Source organism: Pandoraea sp. E26, assembly GCF_000681415.1.
Taxonomy (GTDB): domain Bacteria; phylum Pseudomonadota; class Gammaproteobacteria; order Burkholderiales; family Burkholderiaceae; genus Pandoraea; species Pandoraea pnomenusa.
In genome coordinates this window covers 1-17,347 of record NZ_AYXJ01000047.1, presented here as the reverse complement: position 1 = coordinate 17,347, position 17,347 = coordinate 1, and the positions used below count along the sequence as shown (strand labels likewise).

The window sequence follows — 17,347 nt, the reverse complement described above, 5'->3', positions numbered from 1 at the left end:
CATGAGAAGCAGCGGAGTACGACAGATTAGAGACGTTACCTACTTTGTCTGCTGCAAGGGGAGTTGTGCGCCGTCTACAAACTGCCCCCATTACCGGCGAGATAGTTCTGGAACACCCCATCTCAACACAACAGTCAATAGGTCTCAAAATGATTGAAGCCGCCACCTGCATGGGCAGATGGCGGCCAGGTTGGATGATCAGCCCCCGGCTTGAATTTTCTTCATCATGAGATTGCTCAGGCGCGGGAGTCAACTCAATCACTCCACCGTTCCTTCAACTCGAAGATCGCCAGTCAAATTTCAAAAGAAACCCAGCTTGTTGGCGCTATAGCTCACCAACAGGCACTTGGTTTGCTGATAGTTCGCCAAAGCCATCTTGTGCGTTTCACGGCCGATGCCTGACCGCTTATAGCCACCGAAAGTTGCGTGGGCCGGATAAGCGTGGTAGCAGTTTGTCCACACGCGCCCTGCCTCAATAGCGCGGCCCATCTTATAGGCAGTGGTGCCGTTACGGCTCCACACGCCTGCGCCTAAGCCAAATGCCGTGTCATTGGCGATGGCGATGGCTTCGTCAAGGTCCTTGAAGGTCGTCAGCGCCGCCACGGGGCCGAAGATCTCCTCCTGGAAGATGCGCATCTGGTTGGTTCCTTGCAAGATGGTCGGCTTGATGTAGTAACCATCATCCAGCTCTTGTCCAAGCAGATTGCGTTCTCCACCGATCAGTGCCTTTGCTCCCTCCTGCCTGCCAATTTCGATGTAGCCTAGAATCTTGTCCATCTGCACTTTCGATACCTGAGCACCGACCATGGTGCTCAGGTCCAGTGGATGGCCTGTCTTGATAGCGGCAACACGACTTGTTGCTTTCTCGATAAAACGTTCAGCAATGGATTCCTGGACCAAGATGCGCGATGGACACGTGCACACCTCGCCCTGGTTCAACGCAAACATGGCCAGACCTTCGAGAGCTTTATCGAGGAACTCGTCGTCCTTATCCATGACATCGGCAAAGAAGATGTTGGGACTCTTGCCGCCCAACTCGACAGTTGAGGGAATCAAGTTGTCCGCGGCAGCGTGCAGAATACGTTGACCCACGGGTGTGGAACCGGTGAACGCGATCTTGGCGATACGTGTGCTGGTCGCCAGGGCCTCACCGGCCTCCTTGCCGAAGCCATTCACGATGTTGACCACACCCGGCGGAAGCAGATCACCAATGACCTCCATCAGCACCATGATCGAGGCAGGCGTTTGCTCCGCCGGCTTCATCACGACCGAGCAACCGGCTGCCAGCGCGGGCGCCAGCTTCCATGCAGCCATCAGGAGCGGAAAGTTCCACGGGATGATCTGGCCGACCACACCGATCGGCTCCTGAAAGTGGTAGGCCACGGTGTTTTCGTCGATCTCGGAGATTGCCCCCTCTTCCGCACGCAGGCAACCTGCAAAGTAGCGGAATTGGTCTACTACCAGAGGCAAATCTGCCGCCATGGTTTCGCGCAACGGTTTGCCGTTGTCGATCGTTTCGGCCACCGCCAGCCACTTCAGGTTTTCCTCAATACGATCGGCGATCTTCAGGAGAAGATTGGAGCGTTCCGTGGTGGATGTCTTTCCCCACTTCACCTGTGCCGCATGCGCAGCGTCCAAAGCTCGATTCACGTCTTCGGCATCGGATTGAGCAACCTTGCAGAGTGGCCTTCCGGTAATGGGCGAGATGTTCTCGAAATAACGGCCAGCGGACGGGGCCACCCATTTGCCACCGATATAGTTTTCGTACTGGCTGTTGAAGGGGTGGGCGAGGTCAAGGTTGAAGCGTTTTAGCTCGAAGGGGTCGGCCATCAAATGTCTCTTGGTTGCTTTATGTCCCTGCTGCTTCGCGGGACCATCGGGTGTCTCGCATGATGGCGTTCGCCGCCATGCGCACCTATGCAATTCAACAATCGTGCCAGCACAAAGTCAGATTGCAACTCGTTGATTTTTATAGACTAAAATGCCGCCCAAGCTGCCGATCTGTCTCAATATGAGGCAGGTGTCATAGAGTGATTTTTGTCACTTTCGGTGGCAAGCGATGGGAATGTCGTCCTCACGACCAAGAGCCATACAGAGCGGGGCTTATAGAGAACTGCCGCTGAGCCCTGGCGAGAACATCATCGCAGCATTACGACAACTTTCGTGATCCGTGCCTGTTTTTGCATTCAGGACTCAAATACCGCGGCTACGTCGCAAATGTCGATAAATGGTTTCTCTGCTTATCGAGAGTTGGCGTGCGGCGCGGCTGACATTGCCTCCGCTGGCTTGCAAGGATGAGAGGATCGCGTCGTGCGAAAGCGCTCTCAATTCACTCGGACTCCGCGCGGTCTCGGTGACGAGACTGGAGCCGATTCCAGCGGATTGGTCGCCAGCTTTGGCGCTGGCAGCCGATGCGCGAGCCGCTACCTTAGCTGGTATCGCTGCAGACACGTCCGCCGCTTCGTTGGCCGAGCTGAATTCTGACAGCTTTCGCGCCATGTCGTCAGCGAGATGCCCCCAGCCGACGCGAAGTTCGCCCTCATTCAGCAGCGCACATGCAGTTTGAAGAGTACTGGACAATTGGCGCAGATTGCCTGGCCAGGGGTAGCGGCGCATTGCATCCTGCAAAGTTGACTCTATAGAAACACCCGAAGGCGCATCAAAATCTCGCAGTATTCGAGCAACGAGTTCGTCAAAATCATCCCGCTCGCGCAGTGCCGGCAAATGGACGCTAAAGCCATTGATGCGGTAGAACAAGTCACTTCGGAAGCGGCCCTCTTCCATCGCCAAGTCAAGCGGTTGATGGGTTGCACTTATCAGTGCGAAATCTACTCCGACAGGGCTCCCTCCCAGCGGCGTGACTTTGCGCTCTTGAATTACACGCAACAGTCGCGTCTGCAGCACGAAAGGCATGTCGCCAATTTCATCGAGAAAAAGTGTCCCTCCTTCGGCTTCTCGGATACGCCCTGGCCCACCCTCCTTATGCGCGCCCGTATAGGCGCCGGGTGCATACCCAAACAATTCCGCCTCGATCAGCGATTCGGGGATCGCAGCACAGTTGATGGCCACGAAGGGCTTGCCTCGGCGCGATCCGCATTCGTGGACGGCCCGGGCGAAGACTTCCTTTCCGGCGCCGGACTCGCCTTGAATCAGTAACGGGATGGGCTTATTCAGGATGCGCCTGACTTTCTGGGTTGCCAGGTGCCAGCGGGAGTCACCGGAATCGATAGCAGCCAGAGCATCGGCTTCGTTACTGCGCGCCCCCTGATTTCTTTCTTCGATGGTCGTGGTTGGCAAGCCCCAGTGTGCCTGGAAGGTGCCACGATAGAGGATGCGCAGGTATAGGCGCTGCCTGTTTGGCAGGCGCAAAGATTGAACCTCCGAACTCGGGTTACGCAAAAGGTGATGCAAACGCTCCTGCAGAAAGCCCTCAAGACGCAATGTCTGGAAATCGCAAGTCGTCATCCGAAGCATGCGCATGGCCTCTTGATTGGCCCCAATCAGAATGCCATCTTCCGTCATGACGAGAATGCCTTCGCCGGGCGTGTCTAAGCCCTCGGGACGCGTATGCAAGTGGATGCGCACATGCTGGGGGTAGCTGGCTTTGAGCCAACTGTTCTCGATCAGGCGAGCCGCCATGTTGGCCATGCTCAATGTATGGCTCTGCGAAGCAATCACATTGCCCGAAATGTCGATTACACCGGCGACTTCACCCTGCGCTGAGAAGATCGGTGCGGCCGAGCAGTGCAGAAAGCTGTTTTGCTCTAAGAAATGCTCACCGCCACGCACCCGGATCGGAGTCCGATCGGCGACTGCGGTACCAACCGCATTGGTCCCACGGCTGTCTTCATGCCAGCAGGATCCAGGGCTTAGCGATACACGCTGCGCCCTGTTCAGGAATGCACGGTCACCTTGCGTATGAAGTACAACGCACTGTGCATCGGCCAAGACAACCATGCAGTGGCTGCCTCGAATCTGGCCATAGAGGAAATCCATGACGGGCTTTGCATGGGCGAGCAACTCAGCACTGCGGTGTAGCACCTCATCCAGAGGAGTACCGCTAATCGGATCGGGAATGTGGCAGTTGGCCAGTGGTTGCAAGCCCGCGTAAAGACTGCGCTGCCACGACTGTGCCAAACGTGCATCGAGAACACCCGGCTGACAAACACCGTTTTCTTGCAGGTGGCGGCGCGCCTCCTGCAAGCTGCGAATACTCTGTCCCACTTATGTCTCCTTTGGACGCCGATCGCTCCTATTCCTGGCGACGGGATGCTATGAACCGCAACCTGACTGGCATCCGCGCCCTTAGTCGCCCAATAGTGCAGAGACGCATTCGCCACGGACGATCACCGTCAAATTACCGCGCCGCTGTTTCGGGCTTCTATTTCCGTTCCCAGATAGACCTTCACTGTTGGGCAACCAAGCGGGGGCCGATACCAACTCACCTTAAGACTATTGGGATACCCGAGCGAGGCCAACACGGAACTGGAGCCTGACGGCCGAAGGCTGGCTCAATCCGTAGGGGATTGAGCCAGCAGAACTAAAGCAGGCTGCGTAAGCGCGACCCAACAACTGCGTTGACAATCGCTACCCTGCGGTGTGGCTTCCGCCTTTCCCTAGTTTTGAGATGTTCAAGTCCGTGGGAGAGGGTTGCAATCCATTCTATCGGTGTCGTTCACCAGATCATCAATCTCTTCACCGTGGGTTTCTGGACCAAATAGATATGCAATCAGAGCAAATACAAGAATCACGAATGACCATTGCATGGCTGTCGCCACGCCACCCGGGACAACCGTAGACATGTAAGCAATTATCAGGGGTGCAAAAATTGACGGTACCCGGCCAAGGGCAACACACCACCCGTACGCTGAACCGCGAATTTGTGTTGGAAACAACTCACCGACGTGCGCCATGCCAACCGACCAGGATGCCCCAATCATTCCGAACGTTAGCATGCCCATACCGACATACAACGCGAGCGACTGCGCCGAATAAGCTACCCAAACAGCGACTGCGAGAATAATCAAGGACAGCGCACCCAGCAGCCTTCTTCCAATGCGGTCACCCAGATATCCTGCAAGAATGGAACAAATGAACATTGCCGCGTTAAACAACAGTATTACATCTGTAGCATCCGTCATAGGCAAATGAAATTTCTCTCTCATCATCGTGACTTCATAAAACGCCTGCGCGTAATAAATCGACGTGATAGAGATGTAAACAAATGTTCCAAAGATCATTCTTGAGACAATCTTTTTATTCGACAAACATTGAAAAAATCCAATGTTTTTTATCTTTCCACTTTGAATGCCTTCCTTAACCTCAACATACCTTGGAGATTCATCAAGCTTTATTCGAAGAAAGAATATCAAAATCGCCGGTACGATTGAGAAAAAATACAGAGCCCGCCAGCCGTAAAGCGGAAGCAGTAGCTTTGCCACAAGTGCCGTCAAAATCAGCCCAACGGCATAGCCAGAGAACATCAACGAAATCCCCCATGTTCTCTTCCCCTTCTCCCAGACCTCAATAACATACGGGACACCTACTGTCAGCTCCCCACCTCCCCCAAAGCCAGCCAGAAACCTGCCGATTCCCAAGTGAAAAATGTTCTGAGAAAATCCAGTAACGGCAGTTACAACGCCGTACCCGGCAATAGACAAGCCCAATGACAATCTTCGCCCAAGCCTATCAGCCATCATGCCGAATAAAAAGCTTCCCAATGCGTAACCCAGGATGAACAACGATCCGACAACCCCCAAGGCTTTAATATCACTCCCAAAATCTGCAGCAATCAAAGATAATGTGACTCCAAATATATTGATTGCATAGGCATCAAATAAATACCCAACGGCCGCAGCTATTGTTACCGTGTTTCTTACTCGTTTACAAATCCTTTCACCACCACTCATTTTAGTCTCCTCATCATTGCATTTAAATTATTGCATTCATTTAAGTTCCGTCAATATAAAATCATTATTCAGTCGGATAATTCAATCTTATAAGACGTAAGTTTCGCGAATGATGCATTTATGTCTTCGTTAATCATGCCACCTCCATTTCACCTGGTATTACAGCGATGCAGATCGAAACCTTCCACACGGGCATCAATTCATGGTTTCGGCGCCATCGCCAGAGTTCACACAGACCGCAGACGCTGACGCAGCCGCAGCAGCCCGACCGCACCCAAGCCCGCCGAGCAGGCTGCAACCCCAAACGGGATGGGATAGCCACCCGTCAGGTCGCGCAGCCAGCCACTGGTCCAACTCCCGATGCCTGCCGCGACGAATGCGAAGAAGTAAATCTCGGCAATCCGACGACCTGCCTGGGCGGCAGGAAACAGCTCCCGCACGAGAATCGCGTAGCCTGGCACGTAGCCACCGAAGCCCAATCCAATTAGCACGGCGCCGAGCGTGATCGCAACGGTTCCCTGCGCCATCGCCAGCCAGGTCATGCCGAACGCGAGCAGCATCGACATCGCCAGCAGCACGCGGTAGCGCCCCCATCGGTGCGACAGCGGCCCGGCGGACAGGCGCGAAACGAGCGTCACGCCGAGCATTGCCGACACCAGGGCCGCGGCGGCGGCCGGAGCAAACCCTTTCTCCTCGCCAAAAGCCGTCAGGTGCGCGATTACCATAAAGCTCGCATGGTTGGAGAGAGCCATGCATAGGCCGAGCATGAGGAAACTGTCGCGTGCGGCGGACAGATCCGCTTCGCCCTTGCCGGAAACGCTGGGCGGAAGGACATGCGGCGGGGGCGAGCGCCGGAACGCGAACGCGCATGCCATGAGCGCGAGGCCTGCGCCAAACCCATAAGTCACCAACGTCACCCGCCACCCGACCGTATCCGCACCCCATCGCAACAAGGGCGGCATCGTCAATCCACCCACGCTTTGTCCGCTGGCTGCGATGGCGATCGCCAGTGCTCGATGTTTATCGAACCATTGGCTTACAGCGGCCGTAAGCGGGCTGAAGAACGCGCCCTGGCCAACGCCACCAATCAGCACGCCATAGGCCAGATGCAACGTCAGCAGACTCCGGGCCGAGGCCGCAAGCAGCAGACCCAGACCCGTGGAGATCGCGGCCAGCATCGCGATGCGAAAGAAGCCGAAGCGGTCCAGCATTCGGCCCAGTACCACGCTGCCAATGGCCGCACCGAACATCGCCGAAGTGTGGACCAATGCAATGGTGCTCGCTCCCGTCTCCCAGTGGCGGGCAAGGGGCTTCAGTAGTATGGGAATTGACGTGACCGCACCAAAACTAAGCGACGCGATCACCAGCGTCATGGCCGCAACCCACCAACTGTAGCGGCTGTCGATGGATCGCTCTCCAGTGCGGATCCCAGCAGCGCGGTTTGCGCAACAAGTGGACGGCTCAGCCATGGTGATCAAGGACTAGTGGTCAGCGCACGCGAGCAGCGCAGTGTCCACCAAGATCTTGCCGTTCTCGATGCGCACCGGTGCCACCGCGAGACGCTTCTCCGCAACGCCCATAGGGTCGCCGGTTTCGAGGTCCCACTGCCACAGATGCTTGGAACAGGTCAACACATTGCCATCGGCAAAGCCGAAAGCGAGCCGCTCTTCCAGATGAGGACAAATTGCCGGGCACGCGACGATGCGATCGCCGAGGCGGACCAGGAGAACATCGCGTTCGCCGGCGCGGCATTCCATCATCTCCTCGCCGTCGAATTCCGCGGCGTCGCAGGCCGCTTCCCATTTTTCATTCTGTTGCATCATCGTATCCTTAGCGTGGTTCTTCAATTGATCCGGGTATGCGGCCATTACCGTCTCAGGAAAAGCTGTCATAGCGTATGCTCGTCGGATTCAGGCGAGCTTTGGTAATCAGCATCCGCAGCGTTCCCTGAACCATGGGCGGCGGCCCGGCGACGAATACCGCGCGGTCCTTCCACACGCCTTCCAGGCAACGCGCCGCGACCTCGTGCGCCATGCCCGACTCAAACTGCAGGTTGGCGCCGGCGCCGGCAAGCGCGACACCCGCACTGTCCTGGTCGGAAAGCGCCACGATAATCCTCAGGCTATTCGCAAAACGCGCGGCCGCCGCGGCCAGGCGGTCCAGCACCTCGGGACAGCGCGAGGTCCGCAATCCGCACACGAGATCGAGGCGATGCCGCCCCAGGTGGCCGGAAGCGACGGCCCAGTCGAGTATCGACAAGGCCACCGCCGCGCCTGACCCTCCGACAACCACGGCCAGGTCGCCGTCCTCGTCCGGCCGCACATGCGCCGCACCCAAGGGGCCGAAGACCTGCACGCGCAAACCTGTCGAATCGCGCGAGGACAGCAACGGGGAAAGCGCACCGTCAGCCTTGTTTCGCACGACCAGCGAAAGGCGCGACACATCTTGCCCGTCGTGCGCAGGCGAATAGGCGCGGTAGCCTTCGACGCCTGGCACGGCCACCAGCACAAACTGGCCGGCCAGAAAGCGCATCGGCCTGTCCAGCTCGATATCTACCCAGGTCAGGCCATCGTCGTTCGGAACCGCGCGGGCGAGCACTCCCCCACAGCTTTGGGGCAGCTCGCGCGGATACGTGCGTGGCTCGGGCTTGGTTTCGATGACGCAGGCACCGTGAGTGACCGACTGGCACAACAGGATCTCGCCGGGCCCGCGCAATGCGCGGGCCCCGGGAGCATCCGGCCACAGCGACTCGACGTTTCCGGACACTACCGTGGCACGGCAATCGCCGCAGGTGCCCGTGGCGCAGCCATAAGGGAGACTCACGCCCCCGCGCAGGCCGGCGTGGAGCAGGCGTTCGCCCGGCGCGCACGCGAAGCTGTGGCACTCGCCCGCACTTTGCACTTGGACAATAGCGTCCATCTCAGCTCTCCTAGTTCGCGGCTCAGGCTGCCTGGCTCATGGCACGGGACAGTTTCTGGGCCTCTTCAATCACCACGTCTTCCTGGGCGGCAACCACCCTACGCTCGCCCAAGCGCAGCACGAGTGCGCGCGGATCACAGCCGTACTGCTCGGCAGCGTGCCTGACAGGATTGATGTATCCGCCATAGACATTGGCGTAACCCATGAGCAGCGAGTCGTTGTCGATGACGGGCATTGGCTGCGGGGCCACCTGGCGTGCAAAGACGTCGGCTGCGTCCATGATGCCGAACAGATCGGTCCCTACTTCGTGGCCGGCGCGCTTGAGAGCCGTGACGGCCACTTCGGTCTGGGCATTGCCCGCACCGCCGCCGAAGCCCTTGAGACTGCCGTCAATGTAGGTCGCGCCCTCATCCACGGCGGCAAGGATGTTGCCGATGGCCAGACCCAGGTTGTTGTGGGGATGAAAACCGATCGGAATGCTCACGGCCTGGTGAACCGCGCGAATCCGGGCGGCGACTTCGCTCGGAACAAGATGTCCCTGCGACTCGGCCAGGTTCACATAGTCCGCCCCATAGGCTTCGAGCTTGCGCGCCTGTTCCGCCAACTTCTCGGGGCTGGCCATGCCGGCCGAAACCAGATAGCCGACGGTGAACATGCCAAGATCCTTGGCGCGCCGCAGATGCTGCTCGGTCACGTCGGCCTCGGTGCAATGCGTTGCGATGCGTGCCACGCTCACACCGACCTCTGCCGCCATCTCCAGGTCCGAGAACAATCCGAAGCCCGGCAACATTAGAATGCCGACTTTCGCGCGCTTGGTGACCTTGCATGCGGCCTCAAGCAGTTGACGGTCGGTGGCAGGTGCGCGCCCGACGTGCAGGCAGCTGCCGCCCATTCCGTCGCCATGGCCGACCTCAATGATGTCAACCCCGGCGGCGTCGAGGGCTGCGGCAGTGGCCTGCACGATCTCCGGCGTGAACTGGTGGCGGAAGGTGTGATTGCCGTCACGCAAGGTGACGTCGATGAAGGTAATTTTGGCCATGAAATACTCCTAGTTCAGTGTTGCGCCATAGCGCTCAGCCACGGCCACCGCCGCCGCGTTGATGATGTCCAGATTGCCCGCATAAGTCGGAAGAAAGTCGCCCGCCCCCTCGACCTCAACGCCGATCATGAAGTGATCGCCGCGTCGAAAGGGTTCGACAACGAGACGATAGCCGGGGACGTAGCGCTGGACCTGCTCCACCATGTCCAGCACGGAGTCCTTCACGGCCTGCTCGTCTACATCGTCGTCCACGATGGTGTAGATGGTGTTTCGCATGATCAGAGGAGGATCGGCCGGATTGATTACCACCATGGCCTTGCCGCGCCCGGCGCCGCCCACCTCGGCCAGCGCCTTTTGCGTGGTCAGCGTGAACTCCTCGATGTTTTCCCGCGTACCCGGCCCGATGCTCTTGCTCGCAACCGTCGCGACGATCTCTGCGTACTTTACGTTCGCCACGCGGCTCACGCCGTGCACCATGGGAATGGTTGCCTGCGCCGCGCAGGAAATCAGGTTTACATTCATGGCCTCGAAACTGTCGTTCATGTTCACGCATGGCACGACACTGGGGCCAACTTTCGCAGGCGTGAGGTCGATCGCAAAGATCCCGGCTTCCTTGAAGCGAGGTGCATTGAGCTTGTGGGCGCGTGCAGATGTCGCTTCGAAGACGATGCGAATGTCGCCAGCCTCGAGAACCGCCTCGACCCCGTCGGTTGAAGTTCTGTAACCCAGTTCGCGAGCGCGCGCCAGGCCCTCCGAAGCGGCGTCGATGCCCGCAACCAGGCGCAGGTCAAACAGCGGGTTGTTGCGAATCTTGTACATCAGGTCGGTGCCGATGTTTCCCGAGCCTAGAATGGCAACGGGAATGCGTTTGGAAAGTGTGGTCATCAAATCGCTCCTTCTATTCAGGGTGGTTCTCAGATAGCGTGTCGTTGGTTTCGCGCTCGACAGGTCTTTGGACGACTTACTGCCAGCGCAGCAAATGCTTCTCCAGTCGGGACATGCTGTAGTTGATGGAGGTGGCCAGCGCGGCCAGCACGATCAAAAGCGCCAGCACACCGTTCATGTTGAACGTCGATGCGAGGTAGGAAATCTGCTGCCCCAAGCCATGTTCGGAGGCAATGATTTCGGAGCCGATGACGCCTAGCAGGGCGTAGACCAGGCCCAGCCGCAAGCCGGAGAAGATCACCGGCACCGCATTGGGCAACGTCACCAGCGAGAAGATCTGGCGCGGGCGGGCGTCGAGCGTGGACGTCAGCGTCAGATGGTCCTGGCTCACGCCACGGATGCCGGCCACGGCGCTGGACAGGACAATGAAGAAGGTGAGCGTGAAGCCCATGGCGATCTTCGACGCCAGCCCCAGGCCAAACCACAGGATGAACAGCGGCACGAGGGCAATGCGCGGCATCGAGTTCAGCGCCGACAGGTAGGGCTCGGCGAATTTCTCGACACCCGGGTAGTTGATAAACACCAGCGCGGCCAGCACTGCGGCCACGCTTCCCAGCACGAACGCGGCCAGCGTTCCCCCCAGCGACCACGCCAGCTCCCGCCACAGCGCTGTGCTGCCGAGGAAGCCGTCGAACAGGAACATCACAATGCCGCGCGGGCTGCCGAAGAAGGTTTGATCGACCCAGCCTTGCACCACGGCAAACTGCCACAGGCCGAGAAAAATCGCCAGGAACACCAGGTGCGTGGCCATCATGCCCAACGAAAGCCTCTGGGTTTTTGCGTAATTTGGCATCACTGGCCCTCCAATCGCCTTCCAGCTTTTCCCAGATGTGGGCATAGATCTTGTGGTACTCCGCGCTCTTTTGCAGCTCTCGCACCGAGCGCGGCCGCGGCAGCGAAATAAGCGTGTCGGACACAATCCGCCCGGGGCGGCCACTCATCACGATGACGCGGTCCGAGACCGCAATTGCTTCGCCGATGTCGTGTGTGATGAACACCACCGTGCGGCGCTCGGCCTGCCAGAGATCGACCAGCAGTTCTTCGAGCTGGAGCTTGGTCTGAGCATCCAGCGCGCCGAAAGGCTCATCCATCAGCAACACACTGGAATCGAGCGCGAAAGTTCGGGCCAGCGCGCAGCGCTGGCGCATGCCGTGTGACAGCTGCTTGGGATAGGATTTCTCGAAACCTGCCAGTCCCACCCGCGTCATCAGCTTGATGGCGCGTTCCTCGCATTGCTGCTTGGGCACGCCGCGCACTTCCATGCCGAAACTGGCATTGCCCAGGGCATCACGCCAGGGCAGCATGCAGTCACGCGCCAGCATGTAGGCCACATCGTGCGAGCCCAGCCGGGGCGGTTGCTGCAGCAGCTTGATATCGCCCTGGTACGGGCCGTTGACCAGGCCCGCCAGCAGATTCAGCACCGTGGTCTTACCGCAACCGCTAGGACCCACGATGGGCGCGAACTGACCATGCGGGATGGACAGCGAAATCTTGTCGAGCACCGGGCGGCCCGGTTGGAACTCGAGCCTCAGTCCGTCGATAGAAATTGCGGCCAGCTCGGCGGAGTTCGCCGGACTAGGGCTAGCGGGCTCGGCGTATGCGCTCTTGTACGCAAGGGTCGCAATATTGCTCATCGCAGCACCAGCTTGGAAATGTCGGCCGGTTTGTCGAGTTGGCCGGTGCGCACCATATAGTCGCTAGCCGCTTGCACGCCCTTGGGATCGATCTCGTAGTAGAGATTCGGGAGCGTGTTGCGCAGCATGGTCGCGATCAGCGCCCCGGACTGGGGATGGTCCATCTTGAAGTGTTTTGCAGTGATGCGCTGCAACTCATCGAAGTTGGAACTGGTATGCACGAATGTCTCAGCGTCCTTGAGCGCGCTGCGCAGCGCTTCGATCACCTTGGGGTTCTTCTCCGCATACTCCGCTCGCACCACCATGGGCACATAAGCGCCAGCCAGATGCGTCAACTCCTTGGGGCCATCTCCCCGGGGAAACCACAGGCTGATGTGACAGGTTTTCAGGACTTCGCAGAGTGCGCCCAGGGGTTCGAAGCTGACGGTGGCGTCGATCTGCTTGTCCACGAGCCCGGCGTAAGCCGTGTACGCCCCCCCCACAGCGACAATGGTCACATCGCTGTCCTTCATGCCGGCGGCGGCAAGCATGCTTCGCAGGATGTATTCGGGACCGGAGCCACGGGTTGTGACGCCGACTTTCTTGCCCTTCAAGTCATGCATCAGCGCCGGGAAGCTTTTTTTCTGGTTAGGGCCGGACGATATCTGATCAGTTACCGCGAACACATAGGGACCGTTGCGCGAGATGTTGGCGATCAGACGCACCTGCGTTCCCTTGGCGGCCAGTTGCAAGGCCGCCTCCACCGCCGGCGTGGCGACATCGATACCGTTGGAGAGCATGGATTGCAGCCCCGCCACAGAAGACGGGATGGTACTGAGCACGCAGTTGATGCCTTGCTTGGCGCAATAGCCACGCTCGGTGGCGACTATGGCCAGCAGGCTGATGACGCCAGGGTACTTCTGTATGCGAATCGTCTCGCCGCTAACAGACGCGGCCTGCGCCATCACGACCGAGCTCGCGAACGTTCCGAGCGCAAGCAGCGCGCGACTTAGAAACTTAAGTTCGGTCATGTCTCCTCCAATGGAGCGAATGTTGATCGGCGATGGAACGGCGTGAGCCATGTGCTGGCTTCTTGTAGTTTCCGACGCCGGCTAGGCTACCGTCACACGGGGATGTGCATGCCGGGTCCAAGCTCTCGCGTTTCGAGATGCACCACGCGCTCGACGAGGCGTGGCACATCACCGCTCAAGTCAATCACATCGGAATACTGCCCCGCGGCAAAAAGCTTTGAATTCCCCTCGGAATCCGTGTGGATAAGCAGGACGCTGGAGTGCGCTTTTGCCTGGCCGTCATCCTGCTGGTCGACCGAATAAACACTCACGTGTCGTTTGAAGCGCCCTTTCATGCGCACATGCTGGGGCAGCATCGCAAACAGGTCCTGCATTCCGGTGCGCCCGTGGTCCAGCCAAGTCATCTCCTTGCCGAGTTCCGGGCTGTAGGCCTTGATAGCGTAGCGAAAGCTCTCGCCACAGTGGCGCAGGAAGCCCTTGAAGTCCTCGGCGTCCAGCTTGAGTGCCGAGGTGTAAATCAGGCGGTGGATGTTTTCATTACTCATTTTGATCGTTTCCATTCAAGCCACCTCCATTTCCGCTTCACGGCGCGCGGCCTTGTTGAGCGGGTTGGCGGCGCTAGTGCCCATATACTCGCCCCAGACGCGGTAATAGGCGCGCATGATTTCGTCGTCCTGGGACATCAGGTCTTCGTGGCGCGCAATGATCCCGTAGCGCGACGCGCCATGGCGGTTGGTTCGCTCGACGGCCTCGACAAAGATCACGTCTTCCGCCAGATTGCGCCCGAACGGGCCCCAGAATTGGTTGTGATGCTCCTGCCTTTGCGCGCGGTCCGAGGACGATTCGCCTTTGATGCCCAGGCCGCGTTGCTCCAGCAGGGTGACGCCCGGCGCGATCGGAATGCTGGTGTCGATGCGGACAGTGGTCGCCCGGATGATGACGGTCGTGTTGGGGAACAGGTCGACGACGCGGAACTCACCGGGCGAGAGTCCGGGCAGTGTCAGGTCCTGGCGTCCTTCCCAACCCTTGTACTTGTCGTACTCGACCTTCAGCGGGTCGAGCGATCCGTGCCCATGAGGATCGATCTTCCACTTGCGCTCGTGGTAGCCGCCCGCTGCAACACTGGTGGTCCGGTTCACCACATGGCCCCACTCGTGGTAAAGCTCCATGTTGGTCTCGTGCCACTGCTTCCAGTTGGCCTGCATCAGCACGCGGTGAAAATGGAACACCTCCATCGGCTGCGTCCCCATGGGTTCGATCAAGTCGTCCAGGGCGTTGCCGGCGTAGCTGTCGAACTCCTCCGCGTCGTCGTCGAGATTGATGAAAATCAGCCCTAGCTTCTCGGCTGTGCGTACGCTGCGCAGTCCGCAATCGTCCTTGGTCAGTTTGCACTGCTTGTAGCCGTCCTCACGGGTGATCTCGATGCAGCGGCCCTTGGTATCGTAAGACCAGAGATGGAAGAAGCAGGTGAAGTACTTGGAGTTGCCACGCGGTTCCGTCACCAGCTGGGCGCCGCGGTGCGAGCAGGCGTTGAGGAAGGAGCGCACGGTGCCATCAGGCCCGCGCACGACAACAACAGGAATGCCGGCATGTTCCAGCGTACGAAAGTCGCCGGGCAATGGAAGTTCGCTCTCGTGGCAGGCGAACTTCCAGGTGCGGGCGAAGATCTTCTCGCGCTCCAGGGCAAACACATCGGGATCCGTATAGATCCGGGAGTTGACGTAGTGATCCTCGGGAAGACGAGGCAGGTCTACCCACTGGGTGGCATTGCGTGTCATAGGGTCTCTTTGTGTCAGGTTGGGTCCAAGTCATGCTGCGGCCAGGTTGGTCGGGGTTTGGAAGGCGGCGACACGCACACTCCCATTGCTGGTTTCTAAGCGTGCTCGCACGGCAAAGCCCGTTCTCAAATAGTGCATCACGACTTCGTTTAATGCAATGATAGTTTCGTTAAACGGCATAAGTGTTTACACCAACACCATGGAGGGCTCCTCGGTCGAGAGTGCTCCTGGCGCCCCGCAGCAGCTCGAGATTAGCGTTTTGTCAGGCAGCGCAGGGCATGCCGTCATCGGACCACATAGGATCTAGCGGACGGCGGGTGTGCAGCCATGACAAGCTCCGAAAGCAGCAGCGCCAAAGCGCGATGAGTCCAAGCACCGGCTCGGAAGGAGCCACCCAGCAGCCCGCCCTTGATCGCCGCATCAACACGAATAGCACCTATATATTCTTTATTTTCGATATGAGAAATAATATCGTTTCATAACGAAATCACATTTTCACTAAAGGCGCCGCCGCGGGCCTATGTCAGCGAAGACCGACTCGACACCTTCGAGCCGCCCGCGCGCCCGGCCCACGCAGGCAACCGGCTGCCACTCCGAGCACGGAAACGGCTCCGCGCAAAAGCCCCCTCACTCTCTCCTGGTCATGCTTCCGGACCGCTTGCATCCAGATAGTGACTCGATACAATGAGATACTTATTGTGAAATGTTCATCGAAGGTTTCTTCCGAAGCCTCTTCGTAACGTGCCGAAAAATACACTCAACTCGAAAGTTAAACAGCCGTCGCTTCATGCCAAAGGTGATGAGGGTGCAGCCGTGACGGGCTCACTCGCGCGCGGGCTCCAAGTCCTTGACGTACTCAGGCAGGCAAACGGATACATGTCGTTGTCGGACATTGCTGCCGAGACGGGCCTTGACGCGAGCACTGCACACCGACTCCTGCAAACGCTGGTGGAGCACGGCTACGCCGTCCGCGAAGAAATTCAGAAGCGCTATCTGCCAGGGCCGTTGGCGCTATCCCCCCTATCACTGTTTCACCCGCTCACTCAATTGCGACGGGAATCGGCGCTGACTCTCTCTTCGTGTCAGAGAGCCGCTGGGGGGGCCACGGTGGCACTTGTGCTGTTCATAGGCAGCGAGCGGCTACTAGTGGACTTCGTTCAAGGCACCCAGTCGCTTTCTCCCTACTACGACACTTGGCTCAAGAGTCCATTGCACGCGTCTGCCTCTGGAAAGCTCCTACTTGCATGGATGACTGCGGAGCAACGTGAGCGGTTGCTCGGTCCCGGCCCGTATGAGGCACACTCATCGAGAACGATCACAGAGCCGGCAGTCCTCGCACAAGAACTCAATTTGGTTCGCATGCAAGGCTACGCCGTGGCACGCGATGACTATTACGAAGGATTGGTGGCCCTTGGCGTGCCCCTGATTCACCAGAAAGAATTACAGCCGCTCGGTGGACTTATTGTGACCGCGCCCAGTGATGCTGTAGCAGCCGAGGCCGAAGAAGCTATTTGCGCGCAACTAAAGGCAGCATCGAAGCTCTTGATGAACGGTGCTCCATCATTGCAGATTTTCAGGCAGTGGGCTGGTCGCGGGGCCACCCGCCGGCATCTGGTCAATACAAGCTTGGCATAGCCCCAACGGGCACTCGGTCGCCAACAGCGACCTTCGACGTCATCCTGTAGTGGCCAACCCATCCCGGACACTGCGTTAAGTTTTTCTTCTGCTACGGCAGGAGCTATCCCGCCATTGAACTGATGCGGTCGTATCCAGTTGTACCGCTGCATCAGGTTGATCTGCAATGAGAAATCTGGACCACCTGGAACGTTAGTTTTTCGGCAAACTTTACCCTTAGAAGAAGGAGGAGTTTGCTATGAAACGCAAGCGCTTTTCAGTCGAGCGGATTGTGGCGGTACTGAAGCAGGCCGAGTTGGGTATGCCGGTGGCCGATCTCATCCGTCACGTCGGTATTTCGGAGCAGACGTTTTATCGCTGGAAGAAGCAATACGCCGGTATGCAGTCAGATCAGGTACGTGATCTCAAACAGTTGCAAGACGAGAACGCACGCCTCAAGAGGCTAGTGGCCGAGCTAGGCCTGGACAAGGCCATTCTG

Annotated in this window: 15 protein-coding genes and 1 pseudogene; 3 read left to right on the top strand and 13 right to left on the bottom strand. The window is 58.5% G+C overall.

Going from position 1 to position 17,347, the window contains the following annotated elements:
* Positions 1-300: 300 nt before the first annotated feature.
* The 9 genes from W930_RS0124245 to W930_RS0124195 form a co-directional block, all read right to left on the bottom strand.
* Positions 301-1,830 carry an aldehyde dehydrogenase family protein gene (locus W930_RS0124245; RefSeq protein WP_023594772.1) on the bottom strand — a complete coding sequence of 510 codons (1,530 nt, stop codon included), beginning with the start codon at positions 1,828-1,830 and terminating at the stop codon, positions 301-303.
* A 363-nt stretch (positions 1,831-2,193) separates the two neighbouring features.
* Positions 2,194-4,224, bottom strand: a complete 2,031-nt coding sequence (locus W930_RS29895; RefSeq protein WP_231107028.1) for a sigma-54-dependent Fis family transcriptional regulator — start codon at positions 4,222-4,224, stop codon at positions 2,194-2,196.
* Positions 4,225-4,631: 407 nt separating this feature from the next.
* Complete coding sequence (locus W930_RS0124225; protein ID WP_023594768.1) at positions 4,632-5,909, bottom strand: MFS transporter; 1,278 nt, start codon at positions 5,907-5,909, stop codon at positions 4,632-4,634.
* A gap of 227 nt (positions 5,910-6,136) precedes the next feature.
* Complete coding sequence (locus W930_RS28730) at positions 6,137-7,282, bottom strand: MFS transporter (protein WP_072619117.1); 1,146 nt, start codon at positions 7,280-7,282, stop codon at positions 6,137-6,139.
* Between the two features lie 108 nt (positions 7,283-7,390).
* Positions 7,391-7,801, bottom strand: a complete 411-nt coding sequence (locus W930_RS28725) for a Rieske 2Fe-2S domain-containing protein (protein WP_080685259.1) — start codon at positions 7,799-7,801, stop codon at positions 7,391-7,393.
* Positions 7,785-8,828, bottom strand: a complete 1,044-nt coding sequence (locus W930_RS0124210; protein WP_023594765.1) for a 2Fe-2S iron-sulfur cluster-binding protein — start codon at positions 8,826-8,828, stop codon at positions 7,785-7,787. Before W930_RS0124210 ends, W930_RS28725 begins: the two co-directional genes overlap by 17 nt.
* A gap of 22 nt (positions 8,829-8,850) precedes the next feature.
* The gene (gene dmpG / locus W930_RS0124205; protein ID WP_023594764.1) at positions 8,851-9,867 is read right to left on the bottom strand and encodes a 4-hydroxy-2-oxovalerate aldolase; all 1,017 of its coding nucleotides are present in this window, start codon (positions 9,865-9,867) and stop codon (positions 8,851-8,853) included.
* Positions 9,868-9,876: 9 nt separating this feature from the next.
* Complete coding sequence (locus tag W930_RS0124200) at positions 9,877-10,752, bottom strand: acetaldehyde dehydrogenase (acetylating) (RefSeq protein ID WP_023594763.1); 876 nt, start codon at positions 10,750-10,752, stop codon at positions 9,877-9,879.
* A gap of 76 nt (positions 10,753-10,828) precedes the next feature.
* The gene (locus tag W930_RS0124195) at positions 10,829-11,566 is read right to left on the bottom strand and encodes an ABC transporter permease (protein WP_023594762.1); all 738 of its coding nucleotides are present in this window, start codon (positions 11,564-11,566) and stop codon (positions 10,829-10,831) included.
* A gap of 229 nt (positions 11,567-11,795) precedes the next feature.
* On the opposite strand from W930_RS0124195, the gene W930_RS30940 reads away from it, so the two are divergent.
* Positions 11,796-11,969 carry a hypothetical protein gene (locus W930_RS30940; protein ID WP_023594761.1) on the top strand — a complete coding sequence of 58 codons (174 nt, stop codon included), beginning with the start codon at positions 11,796-11,798 and terminating at the stop codon, positions 11,967-11,969.
* Here W930_RS30940 and W930_RS30935 read toward each other — a convergent pair.
* From W930_RS30935 to W930_RS0124175, 4 genes and pseudogenes are all read right to left on the bottom strand, one after another.
* Positions 11,949-12,446 (bottom strand): annotated as a pseudogene (locus W930_RS30935) (ATP-binding cassette domain-containing protein); the annotation flags it as partial. The gene W930_RS30940 and the pseudogene W930_RS30935 overlap by 21 nt on opposite strands.
* Positions 12,443-13,456 carry an ABC transporter substrate-binding protein gene (locus W930_RS0124185; protein ID WP_023594760.1) on the bottom strand — a complete coding sequence of 338 codons (1,014 nt, stop codon included), beginning with the start codon at positions 13,454-13,456 and terminating at the stop codon, positions 12,443-12,445. The pseudogene W930_RS30935 and the gene W930_RS0124185, both read right to left, overlap by 4 nt.
* Positions 13,457-13,548: 92 nt before the next feature.
* Positions 13,549-14,016, bottom strand: coding sequence for an aromatic-ring-hydroxylating dioxygenase subunit beta (locus W930_RS0124180; protein ID WP_023594759.1), 468 nt, complete (start codon positions 14,014-14,016; stop codon positions 13,549-13,551).
* Positions 14,017-15,234, bottom strand: coding sequence for an aromatic ring-hydroxylating dioxygenase subunit alpha (locus W930_RS0124175; RefSeq protein ID WP_023594758.1), 1,218 nt, complete (start codon positions 15,232-15,234; stop codon positions 14,017-14,019).
* Positions 15,235-15,975: 741 nt separating this feature from the next.
* Between W930_RS0124175 and W930_RS28720 the strand changes: the two genes are divergently transcribed.
* Together W930_RS28720 and W930_RS0124165 are read left to right on the top strand one after the other, a co-directional pair.
* Positions 15,976-16,869, top strand: a complete 894-nt coding sequence (locus W930_RS28720; protein WP_080685255.1) for an IclR family transcriptional regulator — start codon at positions 15,976-15,978, stop codon at positions 16,867-16,869.
* A 238-nt stretch (positions 16,870-17,107) separates the two neighbouring features.
* Positions 17,108-17,347 (top strand): transposase (locus W930_RS0124165; RefSeq protein ID WP_028731375.1); only part of this gene is annotated, 240 nt, incomplete at its 3' end.